The organism is Shewanella sp. MF05956 (genome assembly GCF_059758055.1).
Genome location: NZ_JCAYNV010000005.1, coordinates 114045 through 134290, shown reverse-complemented (window position 1 = coordinate 134290; position 20246 = coordinate 114045). Strand labels below are relative to the sequence as shown.

General features: G+C 41.5%; 14 protein-coding genes and 3 tRNA genes. 7 read left to right on the top strand and 10 right to left on the bottom strand.

All coding sequences use genetic code 11. The features are described 5' to 3' along the window. Positions 1-93: 93 nt before the first annotated feature. Together AC19MX_RS07430 and AC19MX_RS07425 are read left to right on the top strand one after the other, a co-directional pair. Positions 94-960 carry a PA4780 family RIO1-like protein kinase gene (locus AC19MX_RS07430; protein ID WP_498297387.1) on the top strand — a complete coding sequence of 289 codons (867 nt, stop codon included), beginning with the start codon at positions 94-96 and terminating at the stop codon, positions 958-960. A gap of 1048 nt (positions 961-2008) precedes the next feature. Then, a complete protein-coding gene (locus tag AC19MX_RS07425) occupies positions 2009-4984 on the top strand; it encodes a tetratricopeptide repeat protein (RefSeq protein ID WP_498297385.1) in 2976 nt (991 codons plus the stop codon). Between the two features lie 867 nt (positions 4985-5851). On the opposite strand, the gene AC19MX_RS07420 is transcribed toward AC19MX_RS07425, so the two are convergent. From AC19MX_RS07420 to AC19MX_RS07405, 4 genes are all read right to left on the bottom strand, one after another. Next, positions 5852-5937, bottom strand: a tRNA-Leu gene (locus AC19MX_RS07420). A 50-nt stretch (positions 5938-5987) separates the two neighbouring features. Next, positions 5988-6061 (bottom strand) — tRNA-Cys (locus AC19MX_RS07415). Between the two features lie 39 nt (positions 6062-6100). Beyond that, positions 6101-6176, bottom strand: a tRNA-Gly gene (locus AC19MX_RS07410). A 386-nt stretch (positions 6177-6562) separates the two neighbouring features. Further along, entirely contained in the window at positions 6563-7999 is a 1437-nt protein-coding gene (locus AC19MX_RS07405; protein WP_498297383.1) for a glyceraldehyde-3-phosphate dehydrogenase, read from the bottom strand. 202 nt (positions 8000-8201) lie between these two features. Between AC19MX_RS07405 and AC19MX_RS07400 the strand changes: the two genes are divergently transcribed. Together AC19MX_RS07400 and gap are read left to right on the top strand one after the other, a co-directional pair. After that, positions 8202-9032, top strand: a complete 831-nt coding sequence (locus AC19MX_RS07400) for a DUF2989 domain-containing protein (RefSeq protein WP_498297382.1) — start codon at positions 8202-8204, stop codon at positions 9030-9032. Positions 9033-9262: 230 nt separating this feature from the next. Next, the gene (gene gap / locus AC19MX_RS07395) at positions 9263-10273 is read left to right on the top strand and encodes a type I glyceraldehyde-3-phosphate dehydrogenase (protein ID WP_432402043.1); all 1011 of its coding nucleotides are present in this window, start codon (positions 9263-9265) and stop codon (positions 10271-10273) included. A gap of 246 nt (positions 10274-10519) precedes the next feature. Here gap and nadA read toward each other — a convergent pair whose 3' ends face one another. From nadA to astE, 5 genes are all read right to left on the bottom strand, one after another. Continuing rightward, positions 10520-11587, bottom strand: coding sequence for a quinolinate synthase NadA (nadA, locus tag AC19MX_RS07390; protein WP_498297380.1), 1068 nt, complete (start codon positions 11585-11587; stop codon positions 10520-10522). A gap of 124 nt (positions 11588-11711) precedes the next feature. Continuing rightward, positions 11712-13307 (bottom strand): dihydrolipoyllysine-residue acetyltransferase, encoded by a 1596-nt coding sequence (locus AC19MX_RS07385; RefSeq protein ID WP_498297378.1) that lies wholly within the window; start codon positions 13305-13307, stop codon positions 11712-11714. Between the two features lie 9 nt (positions 13308-13316). Next, entirely contained in the window at positions 13317-14294 is a 978-nt protein-coding gene (locus AC19MX_RS07380; protein ID WP_432402049.1) for an alpha-ketoacid dehydrogenase subunit beta, read from the bottom strand. Positions 14295-14296: 2 nt separating this feature from the next. After that, entirely contained in the window at positions 14297-15475 is a 1179-nt protein-coding gene (locus AC19MX_RS07375) for a thiamine pyrophosphate-dependent dehydrogenase E1 component subunit alpha (RefSeq protein WP_432402051.1), read from the bottom strand. A gap of 167 nt (positions 15476-15642) precedes the next feature. Beyond that, positions 15643-16671 carry a succinylglutamate desuccinylase gene (astE, locus tag AC19MX_RS07370; RefSeq protein ID WP_498297376.1) on the bottom strand — a complete coding sequence of 343 codons (1029 nt, stop codon included), beginning with the start codon at positions 16669-16671 and terminating at the stop codon, positions 15643-15645. A 221-nt stretch (positions 16672-16892) separates the two neighbouring features. Here astE and msrA point away from each other — a divergent pair, with 221 nt between their 5' ends. The 3 genes from msrA to AC19MX_RS07355 all read left to right on the top strand — a co-directional run bounded on the left by msrA (position 16893) and on the right by AC19MX_RS07355 (position 19648). Then, positions 16893-17372 (top strand): peptide-methionine (S)-S-oxide reductase MsrA, encoded by a 480-nt coding sequence (gene msrA / locus AC19MX_RS07365; protein ID WP_432402055.1) that lies wholly within the window; start codon positions 16893-16895, stop codon positions 17370-17372. A 201-nt stretch (positions 17373-17573) separates the two neighbouring features. Then, positions 17574-18527 carry a thioredoxin-disulfide reductase gene (trxB, locus tag AC19MX_RS07360; protein WP_432402057.1) on the top strand — a complete coding sequence of 318 codons (954 nt, stop codon included), beginning with the start codon at positions 17574-17576 and terminating at the stop codon, positions 18525-18527. A 284-nt stretch (positions 18528-18811) separates the two neighbouring features. Beyond that, positions 18812-19648, top strand: coding sequence for a GGDEF domain-containing protein (locus AC19MX_RS07355; protein ID WP_498297374.1), 837 nt, complete (start codon positions 18812-18814; stop codon positions 19646-19648). A 26-nt stretch (positions 19649-19674) separates the two neighbouring features. Here the strand turns inward: AC19MX_RS07355 and AC19MX_RS07350 are convergent, their stop codons facing one another. Continuing rightward, the gene (locus AC19MX_RS07350; protein ID WP_498297372.1) at positions 19675-20235 is read right to left on the bottom strand and encodes a GNAT family N-acetyltransferase; all 561 of its coding nucleotides are present in this window, start codon (positions 20233-20235) and stop codon (positions 19675-19677) included. Positions 20236-20246: the final 11 nt, after the last annotated feature.

Genomic DNA, 20246 nt, shown 5'->3' with positions numbered 1-20246 from the left:
AAACTGTACAAAAATTTACCGGATGTCAAAACAAGGTAAAAAAAGTCTGCCAAGATATATCATCATAGTCGCAACTAAGGTATAACGAGCGCTATGAAAACCCCAATACGATTACAGCCACTGGTTAACGATGGTCTCGTTGATGAAGTGATAAGCCAACTGATGAGTGGCAAAGAAGCCACCGTCTATATGATCCGGTGTGGCGATGCTATTCGCTGCGCCAAAGTCTATAAAGAAGCGACCAAGCGCAGCTTTAAAAAAGCCGCGCAGTACCAAGAAGGACGAAAAACTAAAAATAGCCGTCGTGGGCGCGCGATGGAAAAAGGCTCTAAATATGGCCGCGAAGAACAAGAGAAAGCCTGGCAAAATGCCGAGGTTGAAGCATTGTATCAATGCGCTGCAGCTAAAATCCGCGTTCCAGTACCTTACGGGTGTTTTGACGGTGTATTATTGATGGAGTTAATCACTGACGCCAATGGCGACGTTGCTCCTCGTTTAAACGACGTTAACTTAACTCATGCGCAAGCCATGTCGCAACATCACACCATGATGGGCTACATAGTACGTATGTTATGTGCCGGTATTGTGCATGGTGACTTGTCTGAATTTAATGTCTTAGTTGATAGTAATGGACCAGTGATCATCGACTTACCACAAGCAGTAGACGCATCCGCTAACAATAATGCCAGAGCAATGTTATACCGTGATGTGAATAACATGACCGAATATTACGGCCAATTTGCCCCAGAATTGCTGCAAACAAAATACGCTAAAGAAATGTGGGCACTTTACGAACAAGGCGAACTCGAGCCAGATACCGCACTTACTGGCTTGTTTGAAGACGACACCAATGCAGCCGATATTGACTCGGTACTTGAAGAAATCAACGCTGCTTATGAAGACGCTCAGTTTAAGCGCGAACGCCAACAGGCGATAGATAATGATCATTATGATGATTAAGTCGTTATAACCAGGCGTGACAACAACCAACAAGCATAAATTAAGGCAACCACTAGGTTGCCTTTTTATTTACAGGCTCACGTATTCTTTTGTAAAAAGTCTTCAACGACTTCTAGTTCAGAGTTGAATGTTGGCATTTTGAGGCTAAGGTTAACTTGTTATTGAACAGAAGTTTGTCAGTGGCAAAAGGTCTAAAAATGAGCGGTGAAATTAGGAAATGTACGGTAATAAATTAAAGTTTACACTGACCACTGACCCACAGACCCACATATCATTGCCTGCGGCCAAGCTAGAATTTTCAAACTTCGTTTGAAGTAAGATCGCAAGGTTCCACCCTGCACAGGCCAAAAGGGGATCAACAGCAATCCCCTCTTGGATCACCCCTGCCGTTCCGGCAACATTTTCGCTTTTTCACCAAACAACAGCAGCGATAAAATTGCGACGGAAATCTATCCAGCTTTTAACTCTATTTGGAATCGGCCTCGGCCTTATTCGAAAATGCTAACGCTTCAGATGGGAGTCTGATGTGAATGGATTCACAAATGTCGTGGTGGCATGGATGCCAAGGAACGACCCTTCCCCTCCAAAGCTAGTACGCCATCCATGGCTAACTCACGTCATTTTCTTCAACGGCCTCAAGTTTAGAGTTGAATTTGGGCATTGAAAGCTAAGACCAAATCATTTTGGACAAAACTGGTTAACACTCTTCTCATTATCCCGGCAGTGCTTTTAAGCCGGGATCCAGGTGTTTCTTTATGCCTTGTGATTTTGGCCTATAACCACAAATGTTGTAGTGGCATGCTCAGATCACGTATTCTTTTATAAATAATCTTCAACACCCTCAAGTTCAGCGTTTAATTCGGGCATTTGAAAGCTAAGAACAACTCGTTTTTGGACAAAAACACGTTAGAGCTAAGAGTCTAAACGTGATTCTTAAGATTAGGAAATGTATGGTAGTCAAAAAAGTTTTTATAGCCCCACATACCTAAGAGGTGACTTTGTGATAGATTGCAGTTATATCAAAAAAGTCAGAGCGTTAGGTAAGGAAATGTCACTTTTTCATTCATCACTAATAAAAGCCCCTAAACATTGGCAAGAGTTTGAGGAGTTATGTGCTGATTTATGGAGTGCTATCCATGAATCTAAAGATACACAATTGCACGGGCGAACAGGCCAACGTCAGTTTGGAGTGGACGTCTATGGGCATATAGGGATGTCTGATGAATGGTTTGGTGTTCAATGTAAGGGAAAAGATGACCGTTATGGTAATGCTGTTACGGAAAAAGAATTAACTGATGAAGTAGAAAAAGCAAAATGTTTTACTCCTGCTCTCAAAATGTTCATTCTAGCTACGACAGCGCAGAACGACGCAAATATACAAAAAGTAGCAAGAGATTTAACTGAAAAACATCGAAAGGAAAACTTATTTTCGGTAGAAGTAAAAAGTTGGGATGAAATTCAAAGAGAACTAGGAATGCACCCCAATGTCATTGCTAAGCACTACCCCGAATTTAGTAAGATTTATGAAGTGTCTACTGTTCTAGGGGCTTATCAAGGCCCGGGATCAAAGGTTTGCAAACTATCACACCAAATGAAGCCTCCAAGAGCGACCAAAAATTTCTTCGGCCGGGAGCTTGAGCTTGAAGATTTAGTTACGTCTTTACATACTGAGCCGTCAATACAGATTTGTGGAATAGGTGGCATCGGCAAATCTGAGTTGTTACTACAGGCAATAGAAAAGTGTAGAACAGAGAGAAATGTGATTTGGTGTAGCGTGGATAAGTATCGCTCAGTTGATGAGTTAATACTGGCTTTGCTTAATGTTTTCATGTCGAAAGAGGAAGAACGTAGCGTAGATAATCTTACTCAATATTTTGATCAAGCTAAAGCTCTTATTGTTTTTGATGGTATTGAACAAAGTAACTTAGAGCAACTAGAAGAATTAGAAGATACCATCAAGCAATGGTACGCAGAAACATCAGCCACACAATTTATTGTCACAAGCCAAGTAGAGCTGTACAGCATTCCATGTCAAAAAATCATTAACTTAAAAGGGCTTTCTGAGCCCGAAAGTAAACAATTATTTGAACAATCGCATCGCCAAAGTGAAGGGAGTTTACAGAAAGGAGTGAACGAATTGTTGGAGTTTTGCGATGGGCATGCTTTGGCTATAACTTTCGCTAGCACATTAGCTAAGTATTATGGCGATGCCGAAAGCGCAATGGGCGAGATAAATAAAAATCGTACTAAAGCTATCAGCTTACCTGCAAGGTTGCACCACAACCGCCATACCTCGCTTGAGGTTTGTCTTCGAACAGCATACAACTTTTTGTCTCAGGATTCGAAAAAGCTACTTTGGGCATTGTCAGAAACCCCGGCAGGTATATATACATTATATTTAAAAGACAAGTGGCTTGAGATAGAAGGCACTAAAGAGGCCTACGCATCTTTGAAAAGGTGGCATTTCATTGATGATATTAGGATCAATGAAAAGATCTCGCGAACCAGAATGTTAACTCCAGTACGAAACTTTGTGGCTGAAAAAGCAATAAGTGAAGATCCAGGTCAGTTCGAGCAAATCATTATGCATTTGGCTCAAGAGTTATTGGTCATTGTAGCTGTACTCGAAACGAACTATAACGATCCTGAGAATACTCCTATATTAATGAGTCGCTATGAAACCGAGCTACCAAACTTACTAAATATCATAGAACTGGCGCTAGCTAGAGAAAGTAATCCTAAACTTTGTGAGATTGCGGGCCATTTAGCATCTGCAATTATGCCATATTATTTTGTTCTAGGAGCTCCAGAGGTAGGGGCCAAAGTTCTGAAATCAGTTATGGAGCTAGCTTTAACCACAAATAATATCGAAAGGGCAAATGCTCTTCTGCAACAGTATATCTGCTTAGCTGAACGAGCTGGTGATGATGCTTTGTTGAGAGACGCTGAATTATATCTGAAGCATATTGAGGCAGTTTTTGATACAGGTGATGCCTCTCCTGGGCTGTCCATGAGTAAGGCTTTAATTGCTGGTAGCTCATCTTCCACCAATAGAAGTGATTCTGAAGCACAAAAATACGCTCAAGATGCTATCGATGGTTTGAGAGCTATGCTTAAAGATAAAAAAATTCAGACAGATGATATTGAATTCGTCAAATTAGATCTAAATAAAGATTTATCTACTTGTCTAGGTCTGCTTGGAACGTCACTTTTAAACCAAAGTAGACCAGAGATCGCGATTGAAGCCTATTATAGTGCACTTGAACTTCAAGACAGTTCTTCATCTGGTGTTAACAAAGGGCAAACATTGCATCAGATAGGTAAATGCCACAGTAAGCTCGGCAACCACGAGTCCGCTGTTAAGCACTTTTTGATGTCATTAGATATATTCTTGTACATCGGAATGAATGACTATATTAGTCACTCATTCGCTGAGCTAGGGTATAGCTTATTAGTCAAAGATGTTCCCGAGGTTGGGAAACATCTTTCAGAAGATTCCATCAACTTAGTTTTATCCGATTTAATACAGTATACAACTCGTACATTTGTCATGAACTTAAATTCTGATGGTGCTAATTACCTCTACAGCTTTAGGAAATTAATGGGCTCATATTATCTGTTAAGTCTAATTGGTCATGGAGCTAAACTAGAAGAGGTTGTTGAACAATTAAACAAGAAGATACTGATCCCATATAAAAATAAAATTGAGTTAGGACAAGTTGGTAAAAGCCAAGAAATTGCTTATCAGATTCTTAGTGTGGTACTTGAATTGGGGTACGTGATTTCGATTGTAGATAATGCAGTGGGGAGTGACCTTGAATTTGAGGGTATATCGACACTTTTAAAGTTTGTTTGTGAAGTTGACGGTTTACTTGACGATAAGAGTTTAAAAGTTACTGACTGGCTTTCTGCATATTTTATCAGGAGGCTAAATTTCAAAGAAGTAAGTCCTTATCGCCTAAAGCAATTCATTTACAATTATAACAATGATATTAAAGATACTTTAGATTTGTTCGGAGATTAGACTACAAATTAATGAATGGATAACTTTTTGTAAGGCAAACTCATATTAACAGGGGGTAATGAATAAATGATCTAACGTGAAAAGGGGCACAAACGAGTTAGTTGTCTTAATTTAAAATGTTCAAATTCAACTCTGAACTTGAGGGCGTTGAAGAAAATGACGTGAGTACTGACATGGCCTTTCACGCACATCAATGTGCTACAAGGCATTCAGGCATCCTGCCTATCAGAGCCAGCTAGCTTTGGAGAGGAAGGGACGCCCCATCTGAAGCGTTAGCATTTTTATTCTTTACCATAAAGAGGTGGCCTAAGCTGGCTACAAATGAGGTCAAAAGCTAGATTTGACAACGTCGCGAAATTATCGCTGCTATTGCTTAGTAAAGAATGATAATTTTGATATGTCGGCTGGGCCAATTCTTTTATAGAAAAGAAAGAGGGAACAGCCGTTGGTTTCCTCTTGGTCTGGTGTTGGCGAAGCACCACGACGTTAGTGGCCGCAGGTTATTCTATTGCTGGAGATGACAATGGTACCCGAGGCTGGACTGCTCTTTATCGCAAGAATGACACGCCTGATATTCAACCCGAGCGCGAGAGATTTTGCTTTTGACTTTAATCCTTAACAATCAAATTACAGACGTAAAAAAGCCCCGACTAATGTCGAGGCTTTTTCACACCATACTTAACGTATGTAAAGGATGGTACCCGAGGCCGGACTGCTCTTTATCGAAAGAATGGCACGCCTGATTTTCAACCAGAGCGCGAGGGATTTTGCTTTTGCCTTAACAATAAAATCTAAATTGCAGACGTAAAAAAGCCCCAACTAATGTTGAGGCTTTTTTACACCACTCTCTATTACTAGAGATTATAATGGTACCCGAGGCCGGACTTGAACCGGCACGCTTATTCAGCGAGGGATTTTAAATCCCTTGTGTCTACCGATTCCACCACTCGGGCAAAGTGTTGTTTTAATCGTTACGTTACAGTAACCATTAAACGCAATTTTGTGGAGGCGCGACCCGGAGTCGAACCGAGATCGGCGGATTTGCAATCCGCAGCATAGCCATTCTGCCATCGCGCCATGCTACCAACTTCGAATCCATCGGATAAGATAAGAAATTGGAGCGACATATCGGGTTCGAACCGATGACCTATACCTTGGCAAGGTATCGCTCTACCAACTGAGCTAATGTCGCATTTTCAATCTTTATAAACGCTTTATTAAATCTGCAAGAAAGGTATCGTCTTTCAACCTATCCAACTGAGCTAATGTCACATTTTTTATCATTACAATCTAAGGAGGTTTCCCCTGACTGCGGAATGGCATTCTACCGATTTGATCTGGATAGTCAATCAATAAAGTCAGGATTATTGCAACAAAATGACTGTTTGATGCATAAATCATCATTGTGGTGATTATTTGCTAATTTGAGACAATTTTTCGCCAAACAATCACATTAAGATAATCCCTTAAGGGTTTTCTTGAGCTCTTCACACTTTTCTATCAAACAAAATAAAAAAGCACCTCGATGAGGTGCTTTCATTCTAAACGTTATTAATAGTGTATAAACGATTTTAGAAGTTATACGTTAGGCAGTGATAATGTCGTTAATCCCAACATTTTTTGCATAACGCCAACAACCTGGCAGCTATAACCAAACTCGTTGTCGTACCATACATATAAAATGGCACGCTTACCTTCTGCAATCGTTGCTTGTGAATCAACAACACCAGCATAACGTGAACCCACTAAGTCACTCGATACAATTTCAGTAGAATCTGTATAGTCAATTTGATTTTGTAAACCAGACTGAAGTGCCACGTCTTTTAAGTATTCGTTTAACTCGTCACGATTCGTCTCAGCGTTTAAATTAACGCTGATGATGGCCATTGACACATTTGGCGTTGGTACGCGAATCGCATTACCGGTTAACTTACCTGCTAATACTGGCAGTGCTTTAGCAACGGCTTTAGCCGCTCCCGTTTCAGTAATAACCATGTTTAACGGTGCACTACGGCCGCGGCGATCGGCACTGTGGTAATTATCAATTAAGTTTTGATCATTGGTATATGAATGAATAGTCTCAACATGACCATTTTCGATACCGTATTTATCGTTAACCGCTTTTAATACCGGTGTAATCGCATTAGTGGTACAACTTGCAGCCGACACAATCATGTCTTCGTCTAAAATATCGTTTTCATTAACGCCGTAAACCACGTTCTTGATTGCGCCTTTAGCAGGTGCTGTTAACAATACTTTAGTTGCGCCAGGACTTTTTAAGTGTAAACCTAATCCATCTTCATCTTTCCAAATACCGGTATTATCAACGATTAACGCATTGCTAATGTCGTATTTAGTGTAATCAACTTGATCAGGTGAATTAGCATAAATGATTTGAATATAGGTACCGTTCGCAATGATGGCATTGTTTTCTTCATCAACTTCAACTGAACCATTAAAAGGTCCGTGCACTGAATCACGACGTAACAAGCTTGCACGTTTCTCAAGGTCACCTTTTTTACCATCACGTAATACAATGGCACGTAAACGCATTTTGTTGCTTTTACCCGTGCGCTCAATCAATAAACGAGCAAGTAAACGCCCAATACGACCAAAACCATAAAGGACTACATCACGTGCAGGTGTATCATCACCATGGTTAATGGCAGGCGCTAATTCTTTTGCCATGTAGGCTTCAATACCGCTTGCATCCTTGTTGTCACGCCAGTAGTTTATCGCTAATTTACCGATATCAACTCGACAATGCTTCACAGCCAATTTGCTTAGTGCTTCAACAAATGGGAAACTTTCGCGAAGGCGTAACTTTTCACCAACATGACGACGAACTAAACGGTGTGACTTAATGATTTCGATGGTTGATGCGTTTAACAATGGTTTACCATAAACCATCACTTCAACGCCTTGGTTACGATACAACTTACCGAGCAATGGTTGCATTGCTTCAGCCATTTCGAAACGTTCTTGCCAGCTTTGTAAATGTTTATCTGCGCTCATGTAGGGATCCTTTATCTCACTTTTCCAGTTTTTTAACAGAAAGGTTTGAGTAACAAAAAGAAAAGACCAATAATTAAGTTTATTGTATGGGGCTCTGCCCTCTTGGTCGGCGACATTGTAATGAAATACAGCTCATTTCGCCAGTAACAAATTTTCGGTAAATATGTAATTTTATTAGACAATTTACCTCTTGGAGCTCAATTTGAGTCAAAATTTTGTATTAATTACATCATTTACCATTATTGGAGCATTTTTTGGCCTTTTTGGCTGCGATAATGACCGTAATAGCAACCTAATATGTAAAAATAATCCTGAACTTTGTAGCGATTTACATAAAGATAGTTGGTGTCGCTTTGAAAAAGCTGACCTCATTCGTCATCGCTACTTACTAAAACAACATTCCTCGCCTACAGGCAAAGAGCTGTATCAGCAACTTATTTACCTAGAAACATACAGCAAGTGCATCGAACTCGCCGCTGGTGTTCAGCATAAACTCAATACAGACAGAACACGCGACCGAGAACGTGCGTTTGCAGTGAGCACCCAAACGCTAGCAGAATTGCAAGAATCGACTCAACACAACAACGACCTCTATTTAGCGTATTACCGTTGGATACGTTTTAATGAGCAAGCGGGTCTTGAGATTGTTGAGCAAGCTTATCAACAAGGGCAACTTTACGATCCTGAAATCATTGGCCAATTGGCTTCGCATTATGTCCGCTTCGCACCAAATGATGCCAAAGCGCTCTATCTTCAATTATTAGGTACGACCGATGCTTCATTAATCAATCCAGATTGGTTTTTAGCCCTGGCGTCCATCTATAAACAGCAACAAGATCATGATAAAGAATACTTATTGACTCGGGCATATTTACTCATCAGTCAAAGCCAGGCAGATGAGACTCAATTATTGGCTATCATTAAAGGCGATAAACCATTGGCCCAAACTTTAGACAACCAAGCCAAAGAATTAGTTGCTGCTGTAATAAATGAACAATTTGCAAATAGCGTCAGTGAAAGGTTATTGAAATAGAGTCTATTTATACTTGAAAGTGCTCTTTAACCGTATGTATTGAAAATAAGCCAACTTACAAAACCGTGCTTAAATTATCTTCAAAATGTGCTTAATGTAAAAAAAATACAAAATTATTGCCTTAATTCGCCTTATTCGGGTGATTTAGCTTGATTATTATGGCCAATTTGGTAATTTTACAACCAGGCGATTTACATGCCACCAAATTATTTTAACTTGAGGGATATGAGATGACTATCCGTGTAGCAATTAACGGCTATGGCCGTATCGGAAGAAATGTTCTACGTGCACTGTACGAAAGCGAAAAAGACTATCCAATCGAAATCGTTGCGTTAAACGATTTAGGCGATGCGTCAATTAATGCTCATTTAACTAAGTACGATACTGTTCATGGTCGTTTCAACGCTAAAGTTGATCATGACGATGAAGCTATCTACGTTAATGGCGACAAAATTTTAACCTTCCAAGAACGTGACCCATCAAAGTTACCTTGGGCTGAGCTTAAAATTGATATCGTGTTCGAATGTACCGGTATTTTCACGTCTAAAGAATCAGTACAGCCACACCTTATCGCTGGCGCGAAGAAAGTGCTTATTTCTGCTCCAGGTAAGAATGTTGATGCCACTGTTGTTTACGGCGTAAACAACGAAGTATTAACGGCTGATATGACAGTAGTTTCAAATGCTTCTTGTACGACTAACTGTTTAGCACCTATTGCTAAGCCGTTAAATGATGAGTTGGGGATTGAGTCTGGTTTAATGACCACCATCCACTCTTACACGAATGACCAACGTTTATCTGATGTGTATCACACTGATTTACGTCGTGCTCGCGCAGCGGCAATGTCAATGATCCCAACTCAAACTGGTGCAGCTGCTGCAGTAGGTTTAGTGGTTCCTGAGCTTCAAGGCAAATTTGATGGTTTAGCGGTACGTGTACCAACCATTAACGTGTCTCTAGTTGACTTAACATTCTTAGCGTCTCGCGACACGACTGTTGAAGAAGTGAATGCCATCATTACTCGTGCTTCACAGCAGGCTCCAATGTCTGAAGTATTAGCCATTAATGTTGAGCCATTAGTGTCTATCGACTTTAACCATAATCCTTTCTCTTCAAATTTCGACGCTACACAAACTCGTGTTAATGGTCGTTTAGTGAAAGTGATGTCTTGGTATGATAACGAATGGGGTTTCAGTAACCGCATGTTAGACAACGCTGTTGCACTAATGAACGCGAAGTAATCTACCTTGTAGATTAAATTGTTAGTTTTTGATTAAGAGCCTCGCATTTATGTGGGGCTTTTTGTTGCCTGTGAGAATGTGATTGTATCTTGTTGTATTCGTTAGGTGTCGTTTTGATCATCTCTTTATCGATGTTGCACTCGCAGTGATCATAAAGCAGCCGAGTTGCCTATATAACGAAGCAACGAGGCACAAAAAAGCCGACTTGATGTCGGCTTTTGATTTAACACTTAAGCTTAATATGCTTTACGCATTGCCCTTCACTTTCATGTTTAACTCTTTGGCAAAATCCAACATGCGTGTTAGAGGAATAAGCGCTTTAATGCGCAGTTCGTCATCGACAAAGATTTCGTGATTGGTTTTATCGCTATTGATCAATGACTGTTCAATGGCCTGTAAACCGTTCATCGCCATCCATGGGCAGTGGGCGCAGCTTTTACACGTTGCGCCGTTACCGCCTGTTGGCGCTTCGAGTAAGGTTTTACCTGGCGCCGCTTGTTGCATCTTATAAAAAATACCGCGGTCAGTGGCCACAATAAACGTATCATTAGCCATGGTTTGCGCCGCTTTAATCAACTGGCTGGTAGAGCCTACAGCATCAGCAAGCTCAACCACGCTGGCAGGTGATTCTGGGTGAACCAAAATAGCTGCCGTTGGGTGTTGTTTTTTTAGCTCTCGTAATGCTTTGGCTTGAAACTCGTCATGTACAATACATTCGCCCTGCCACAACAACATGTCTGCGCCAGTTTGCTTGTTAATGTATGAGCCTAAATGACGGTCTGGTGCCCAAATAATTTTTTTATCTTGGCTATCAAGATGCTCAACAATCTCTAAAGCAATGCTTGAGGTCACCACCCAATCTGCACGGGCTTTCACTGCCGCAGACGTGTTGGCGTAAACCACGACGGTATGATCGGGGTGAGCATCACAAAATGCATTGAATTCTTCGATAGGACAACCCAAATCTAACGAACAGGTTGCTTCAAGTGTTGGCATTAAAATGGTTTTTTCTGGACTTAAGATTTTGGCTGTTTCGCCCATAAACTTAACCCCAGCAACAATCAATTTTTTTGCTGGATGGTCACGACCAAAACGCGCCATTTCTAGCGAGTCAGAGACACAGCCGCCCGTCTCTTCTGCTAAAGCTTGAATTTCAGGATCGGTATAATAATGGGCAACCAACACCGCATTTTGATCAATTAATAATTGCTTAATTCGTGCTTTATATTGTGCTTTCTCAACGTCAGACAACACGGCAGGTTTTGGCGGAAACGGATATTCAATCGTTTCAATTTTAGGTGCCGACAGACTCATACAGGTTCCAATCTAATGACAATATTCGAGTATTATACGAAAAAGAGCATAAAAACAAAAGGACGCTTTAGCGTCCTTTTGGTTAAGTTAGTCTTTTTTAGACTATTGCATAGCGATTGCAGCTTTAACGCATGGCTAAGAGCATTTCTTGCGGCTGCTCTAGGTAATGTTTCCACAGATTACAGAAACGAGCAATAGTGCCACCGTCAATGACACGGTGGTCGCCAGACCAGCTCACTTGCATAATCTTACGCGCTTCAACTTCACCTTTAGCATTAAAGCGTGGCAATACCTGTAACTTACCTAAGGCGACAATGGCCACTTCAGGTTTGTTAATAATTGGCGTCGCTACCGTACCACCTAATGCACCGATATTAGAGATTGAAATCGTACCGTCTTTTAAATCTGCAGGCGATACTCGACCACTGCGCGCGGCGGTGGTTAAGCGAGTAATATCGGCAGCAATATCTAAAATCGATTTGCTTTGCACATCTTTAATATTGGGGACTAATAAGCCCACTTTTGAATCAACGGCCATACCAATGTTATGACGTGATTTGTAGGTCAGCTCAGTGCAATCTGCATTGATTTGGCTGTTGAGTATCGGGAACTCAATCATGGCAAGTGACATGGCCTTCATAAAGAACGGCATCATGGTGAGTTTGACTTCATCGGTTGAGTAACGTTGCTTCATGCTTTCGCGCAAGGCAACCAGTTCAGTAAGGTCAAACTCTTCACAGTAGGTAAAGTGTGGGATAGTCGATACTGACTCAACCATCATCTTCGCCATCACCGCTTTAACGCCTTTGATCGGTTCAACACGATCCGCGCCAGGTTGACTCATGATCGCGACATCTGTGGTACTAACATGAGTTGATGCATGAGAAACAGAAGTGGCTGAAGACGAGGCCGCAGCAGACTTAACAACACCACCTTGTTGATGGCGTTCAATATCTTCTTTATAAACGCGGCCGTTTTTACCACTGCCAGCAACAAGTGCAATATTGATATCAAGTGAACGAGCCATACGGCGCACCGCAGGACTGGCTAGTGCTTTACCTTGCGCAACGGGTTCCCCAGTAACGGCAGCACTTTGACTTGTGGCCTGTTGAACCACCTGTTGTGGCGCTGAGGTCATGGGCGCTTCTTCAGCTTCCACTTCGATAGCGAATAAAGGCGAATGCACTTTGGCTAACTGTCCTTTACGGTAATGCAATTTAACAATTTTACCGGCTTTCATCGCGGGTATTTGCACTAACGCTTTATCGGTCATGACATCGGCAATCGGTTGGTCTTCGACCACGATATCGCCTTCTTCAACAAGCCAATCAACCAGTTCACACTCAACAATGCCTTCACCAATGTCGGGTAATAAAAAGTCTTCTACGTTTGAATGGCTAACAGCAGCAGCAACGGCTGATCCGGCTTCAACGACTGGTACCACCTCTGCCGTTGGTGTCTGAGCGTGTTCTGCATCATCACTGTCCATTTCAACGGCATAGAGCGGTTGATGTACAATCGCAATATCGCCTTTGGCGTAGTAAAGCTTAGTAATTTTTCCAGCATGGGGCGCTGGAATTTGCACTAGCGCTTTATCGGTCATCACATCGGCAATCGGTTGGTCTTCTGTGACGATGTCACCTTCGCTGACTAACCAATCCACTAGTTCGCATTCCACTACACCTTCGCCGATGTCGGGTAAAATAAAATCTTTAATCATATCTTACTCCTAAAACGCTACTGTAGCCTTGATGGCTTCGAAGGTCTTCAATTCGTCAGGCATGTATTCTTTTTCGTGAATTAACGGATACGGAGTATCTAAGCCACACACACGGCTGATTGGTGATTCAAGCGATAAGAAACATTCTTGTTGAATGGTTGCGGCTATTTCACCCGCAAATCCACCCGTTAATGGCGCTTCGTGGTTAATCAATAACCGGCCCGTTTTTGTCACGGATTTAGCAACAGTGTCAACATCCCAAGGTGCTAAGGTGCGTAAGTCGATAATTTCGCATGAAATACCTTCTTTTTCGGCACGTTCGCAGGCTTTTTCGACGATTTCCATCTGCGCGCCCCAAGCCAGTACAGTAATATCGCTGCCCTGCTTAACCACTTGTGCTTTGCCTAACTCGATGACGTAGTCACCGGCAGGTACTTCACCTACAGAGGCGCGATACAAGCGTTTAGGCTCAAAGAAAATCACTGGGTTTGGATCGCGAATTGCAGCCAATAGCAAACCTTTGGCTTGCTCAGGATTACGCGGGATAACCACTTTTAAGCCAGGCGTTTGGGTAAAATAGGCTTCTGGTGATTGTGAGTGATAATGACCACCTGCTATTCCGCCACCATAAGGCGTGCGGAACGTTAAGCCGCCGACATCAAATTGATTACCACTACGGTATCTAAATTTTGCTGATTCATTAACGATTTGATCGAACGCCGGGAAAATATAATCAGCGAACTGAATTTCAGCAACCGCAGTCATACCATATGACGCTAAGCCGTTAGCAAAACCCGCAATACCCTGCTCTGTGAGCGGAGTATTAAAACAACGGTCGCGACCAAACTGTTCTTGCAAACCAGAGGTTGCACGGAAAACACCACCAAAGTGGCCTACATCTTCACCAAAAATCACCATGCGCTCGTCGGCAGTCATGGCAATTGATAACGCCTCATTGATGGCGTGTAACATATTCATTTGAGCCACGTTTAGAGTCTCCCTGCGCTTTTTGGATAGGCTTTCGGATACTTAGCAATGTGCTCTTTCAACTCTTTAAGCTGCTTCTTTAATGCAGGTGTTGGTTTATCAAGCACATCTTCGATGATTTCGTCTAGTCTCGGAACAGGCAGTTTCTCAGCGACTTTAACAGCGGCTAATACTTCTTCACGATAACGTTCAAATAATGTGGCTTCGTCAGCTTCAGTCGTCCAGCCTTTGTTAATCATCCACAATTTGAAACGCTTAACCGGATCATGTTGTTGCCATTTGGCTTCTTCTTCTTTTGAACGATAACCCGATGGATCATCTGATGAAGAATGCGCGCCTAAACGGTAGGTCATCGCCTCAATAAGTACGGGTGCATTATGTTCTAGTGCGTGGGCACGAGCTTGTTGCGTGGCAGCAAGTACCGCAAGCATATCATTACCGTCCACACGAATAGTGTGCATACCGTAACCGACACCGCGACTCGCAATACCGTTACCGGCAAATTGCTCTTCGGTAGGGGTCGAAATGGCATAACCATTGTTACGACAAAAGAAAATAACCGGTGCTTTCAATACTGCAGCCATGTTTAAACCTGCGTGGAAATCACCTTCTGAAGCAGCGCCTTCACCAAAATAACAAATGGCGACATTGCGCTTGCCTTGTAATTTCATACCATAAGCCACACCTGTAGCCTGCGGGATTTGCGTTGCAAGCGGTGACGAAATGGTTTGGTAATTGAGCTCGCGACTGCCGTAATGGATCGGCATTTGACGCCCTTTACCTAAATCTTTTTCGTTACTGAACATCTGGTTCATAAATTGTTCAGTACTAAAACCGCGATAACGCAATGAGGCATGCTCACGGTATTGAGCCAAAATGACGTCGTCTTTATCAAGTGCTGCTGTGCTGCCGACAATAGAGGCTTCTTCACCGGTACAGGTCATATAAAAACTAATACGTCCTTGACGCTGCGCACCCAACATACGCTCGTCTAATACGCGTGTAAAAACACAAGTATCAAAGATTTTTTCGGCTAAAGTCTTGTCGATAACAGGCAATACCGCGTTTTCATACGTGGTGCCGTCGGCTTGCAAAATACGCAAAATGGGGATGTGCAATGACGCTTTGTCTAAGAAGCTGACACGGTGCACTGTTTCATTGGTCAGTGGTGCGTTGCTCATATTATGCTCTTGTTATTGTTGAGCCATGTTCAATATAAACATGGCTCTATTTATACTATGCGAGTAGACATTACGTTAACGTAAACTACCTATCAATACCTACTCTCGCTGTAAACGCATTTTACTCACGATTAACATGTATATATTGCTTTACGACTATACCTAATCTATACAATCGTTTCATTTAACGCAGGCACTAAGCAAAGCACCGTTCGTTGACCAATAGGGACATTCGCATTAGGAAACACGATGGCTTCTTGCGGATGTTCTACTTTAACTTCAATACCGCCTTCGGTGGCCAACACTTCCCCCTGATTAAAGGCACTGAAGTTTTTGGCATCACCGGCAAAGCTAAACGCAAAGTCATCGAAATGTTTATTAATCGAGCGAGAGACTTTGTACAAATTGACCTTGCTAGCATCAAACTCAACAGGGGCTAACTCAGTTTCAGTAATCAACTTTTCAAGCATAGTATGAGTTTGAGTAAAGCGACTCATATCGTTTTGGCCAAATGGCATGACTTTACCTAATTCAACAGTAAAAGCATCTGCTTGAAATTGCTCTGACGAATAATAGCTGAACGTGGTTGTGGGCTCATGGTGGAACAACATCGTATCAACGCCACATGCCGCCAAAAACATAATTTGTTCACCGCTGAAAGCACGGCCTGGACGGTATGGGTAAATAGCAAACTTCTCATGCTTTGAAGCACGGATTGCAGTATGTAAGTCGTAATGTATGCGTTGATTGTCACCATTAGCATTGAAAAAGTCTGCCACATATTGCTCTAACGCTTTGGCACGATGACGCTCAGGATGGCTTAAGCCCTCACCTTTTGAATGCGCGCCGCTGAATAAGCGGTTCATGTTCTCGTCAATAAAACGGGTTTTATTGAGAATAGCAGCAGGATTACCGATTAAAAACATCACTCGTTGTTTTGCGATAATACGCTGGGTCAGTAAATCTTTAATGAGTTGATTACAGATTTCAATCGGCGCGGTTTCATTACCATGCACAGCGCAAGACAACACAATATCTTTGCTGGCATGAGCTGGAGTAAATACAATCACTCCAGTATCTAATACATCAACACGAGTGTGCTGACCTAGCATAAAGTCATATGCTGCAGGTATGTGAGTGGGGTTGGCTAAGGTGTAAGCTAAAAAATCGTTGTTGTTGGTTAGGTCAGATAACACGATCAACTCCTTGTATCATTATTATATGGCATCGTTAATGACATGTTACTTAATGGATTAACTTTTGTGCCTATTGGCGCGGATTCTATCATAGGAGAACGCGAGTTTAATGATGGCATATGTTAGATTTATTTATTAATCAAAGTTTGCTTGCAAAAACATAAAATATTCAACACAATTACAGCCATCTAGACTTCTATAATTTGTTTTAAGGGTATGTCATGGCGTTAGCAACATTTGGTGCAGGTTGTTTTTGGGGTGTTGAGTATTTCTTCCGTGAAATAGACGGTGTAAGCAATGCAACTTGTGGCTACATGGGTGGCAAAGACAGTGCAAACACCTATAAAGAAGTTAAAACAGGTTCTACTGGTCATGCTGAAGTGGTTCAAGTTGAGTTTGATCCAGAAGTCGTCAGTTACAACGACTTGTTGGACACGTTTTGGAAAAACCACAACCCAACCATGCTCAACATGCAAGGCGGCGACATTGGTACACAATATCGCAGCACGATTTTTTTCCATGATAAAGAGCAAAAAGCCCAAGCTGAAAGCTCGAAGTTGGCATTAGCTCGCAGTGGTAAATGGGGACAGCGTCATATTGTGACTGAAATTGTACCGATACAAACATTCCACATCGCTGAGGAATACCATCAGAATTATTTAGAAAAAAATAATTTACCAACCTGTCACTTGGTTTATTAATCACAATAATGTTCCAAGCCTAGCAAGACTTATTGCGGTTTCAAGCTGGTTAATGATCACCATTACCCAGCTTGAACAATAATATTTACACAATAGATTAGCGCAATCGATTTCCTACCGTTAACTTCCCTTTACCCGCCGATATAAATTCCATACAATCCCATGCAAATTGCTTAAGGCATGTTATCGGAGAAAAAAATCATGAGTGAAGCTCGTCACGTTAACCTACTAATTTTAGGTTCTGGCCCTGCCGGCTATACCGCTGCTGTTTATGCTGCGCGTGCAAATTTAAATCCTGTGATGATCACAGGTATGCAGCAAGGTGGTCAATTAACCACGACTACTGAAGTTGAAAACTGGCCAGGCGATGCAGAAGACCTAACGGGTCCTGCATTAATGGAGCGCATGCAAAAGCATGCTGAAAAGTTTGATACCGAAATTATTTTCGATCACATCAATGAAGTCACGTTAACAGAACGCCCTTTCCGTTTAAAAGGCGACAATGGCGAGTTTACATGTGATGCATTGATTATCGCTACTGGTGCGTCAGCTAAATATTTAGGTCTGCCATCTGAAGAAGCGTTTATGGGCCGCGGTGTTTCTGCCTGTGCAACCTGTGACGGTTTCTTCTATCGTAACCAAAAAGTGGCAGTGATTGGCGGCGGTAATACTGCTGTTGAAGAAGCGCTTTACTTAAGTAACATTGCCTCTGAAGTTCACTTAATTCACCGTCGTGACAGTTTCCGTTCAGAAAAAATTCTGATCAACCGTTTAATGGACAAAGTGGCTAATGGCAACATCATTTTACACCTAGACCAAACACTTGAAGAAGTGACGGGTAACGACATGGGTGTAACGGGTCTTAAAAAGAAGAGCACTAAAGACGGTTCTATTACCGATTTAGAGGTTGCTGGCGTATTCGTAGCCATTGGTCACAGCCCAAATACTGGTATTTTTGCTGGCCAGTTAGAAATGAACCACGGTTACTTACAAGTTAATAGTGGTCTTCAAGGTAATGCGACACAAACTAGCATCGAAGGTGTTTATGCTTGTGGCGACGTAATGGATCAACATTACCGTCAAGCAATCACCTCTGCAGGTACAGGTTGTATGGCTGCACTAGATGCTGAGCGTTACTTAGACGCGAAAAAATAATTCATTCGCTTACTCACAAGTACAAAAAAAGAGCAGATTTTCTGCTCTTTTTTATTATGTCAAATTTCTTGATTTGAGTTAATGTAATTAACGCCTTTATTATTGCAATATCCTTTACTTAATGACTCTACAAGTATTAGACGAATTATTGAACTCAATCACTCTTTAATTCATAGAAACTGATATGCTAAAAACTACAAAAACTCATTATTATGGTGCACTATCTTTGTAAGTGTTTATTTTTAAAAGTTTTAGTTCTTGTTAACATTAATAACAGGCAGCGTATGAGTGATATTTTACCACTTCTCGGTAGTGGATTAATTATAGTAGGGACATTATTACTCGTCATAGCGATGACTAAGGTATGGGAAATAATTCGTCTTTTCCCGGCAGGAAAATTGCAGCAGAGTTGGGGAGTTTTAATGCTGCTCATCTTATTCTTTATCATCAGTTACTGTTTATATGCGAAAGTTAGTTTTCTTAACTTTGCTATTCTAATTGATCTAACCGTTCCGACGATATTTTTCTTTGGGGCCGTTTTTGTCTATATCGTCTGCAACTTATCACTTAAAACAACAGTTGATATCATGCAGTTACACACATTAAAGCAAGAAAACATTACCGACCCACTCACTGGTATTTTTAACCGTCGCTATTTAGATCATTACCTCAAAAGTGAAACCATTAAGGCCCAAAATTATTTTCAGCCTCTGTGTGTTTTCCTTATCGACATTGACCATTTCAAGATTATTAATGATAGTTATGGCCATCATATAGGTGATCTTGTGTTGAAAAATATTGCTCAAAATATAAAGAGTTCACTACGTGATACTGATGTTGTTACCCGCTATGGTGGTGAAGAGTTTGTTGTCGTTCTTCCTTCTACTCAAGCTACAACATCACACAAACTCGCTGAGCGCTTAAGGAACATTATCGAAAATACGCATTTAATAACCCCGGGGAAATCAGGGGAAGTTGATTTATCAATTAGTGTCACTATTAGTATCGGAGTTAGCGAGCTAAACACGAATTGTAAAGACCATTTATGCTTAATAAAGAATGCCGATAAGGCATTGTATAGAGCAAAAAACAATGGCCGAAACCAAGTGTGTATTTGTTAAACGATACTGGTATACATACATATGGTCTACACTCTTTTCTGATAAAACACCGCTTCAGTATCACCTAATGGATCGCGATGAAGTTGTTTGTACTGAAATTGCATACCTAATTTTTTCATGATGGCGATAGACGCTAGATTATCTTCAACCGCTATCGCGCTCACATGTGTGACCTCATCAACCGTACTTACCGCTTGCATAACCGCGTTTGCCGCTTCTGTTGCGTAACCTTTGCCCCAACTGACATATTTAAAGCGCCAGCCTAGCTCAATGTTATGCGGCTGCGATTGAGTAAAAAAATGCATTGGCCTGACTAAAATCCAACCTAGGTATTGACCACTCAATTGATGTTTATCATTTTCGACGCAATCCAGTGCTTGAACTTTCCATAAGCCCCAGCCTTTTTGAGGATTTAAATATTGCGCCAATCTTGGGATCATCACCGTATCAATCTGATGTTGAGTGGATTTAATGCCGCCATTTAAAAAATGCATGACGCGCTCGTCTTGGTCTAGTTCAAAAAGTAATGCGTTGTCATCAAGTGTCATTAATGACAGGTGTAATCTAGCGGTGTTGGCTATTTGCATTGGCAGTTCCT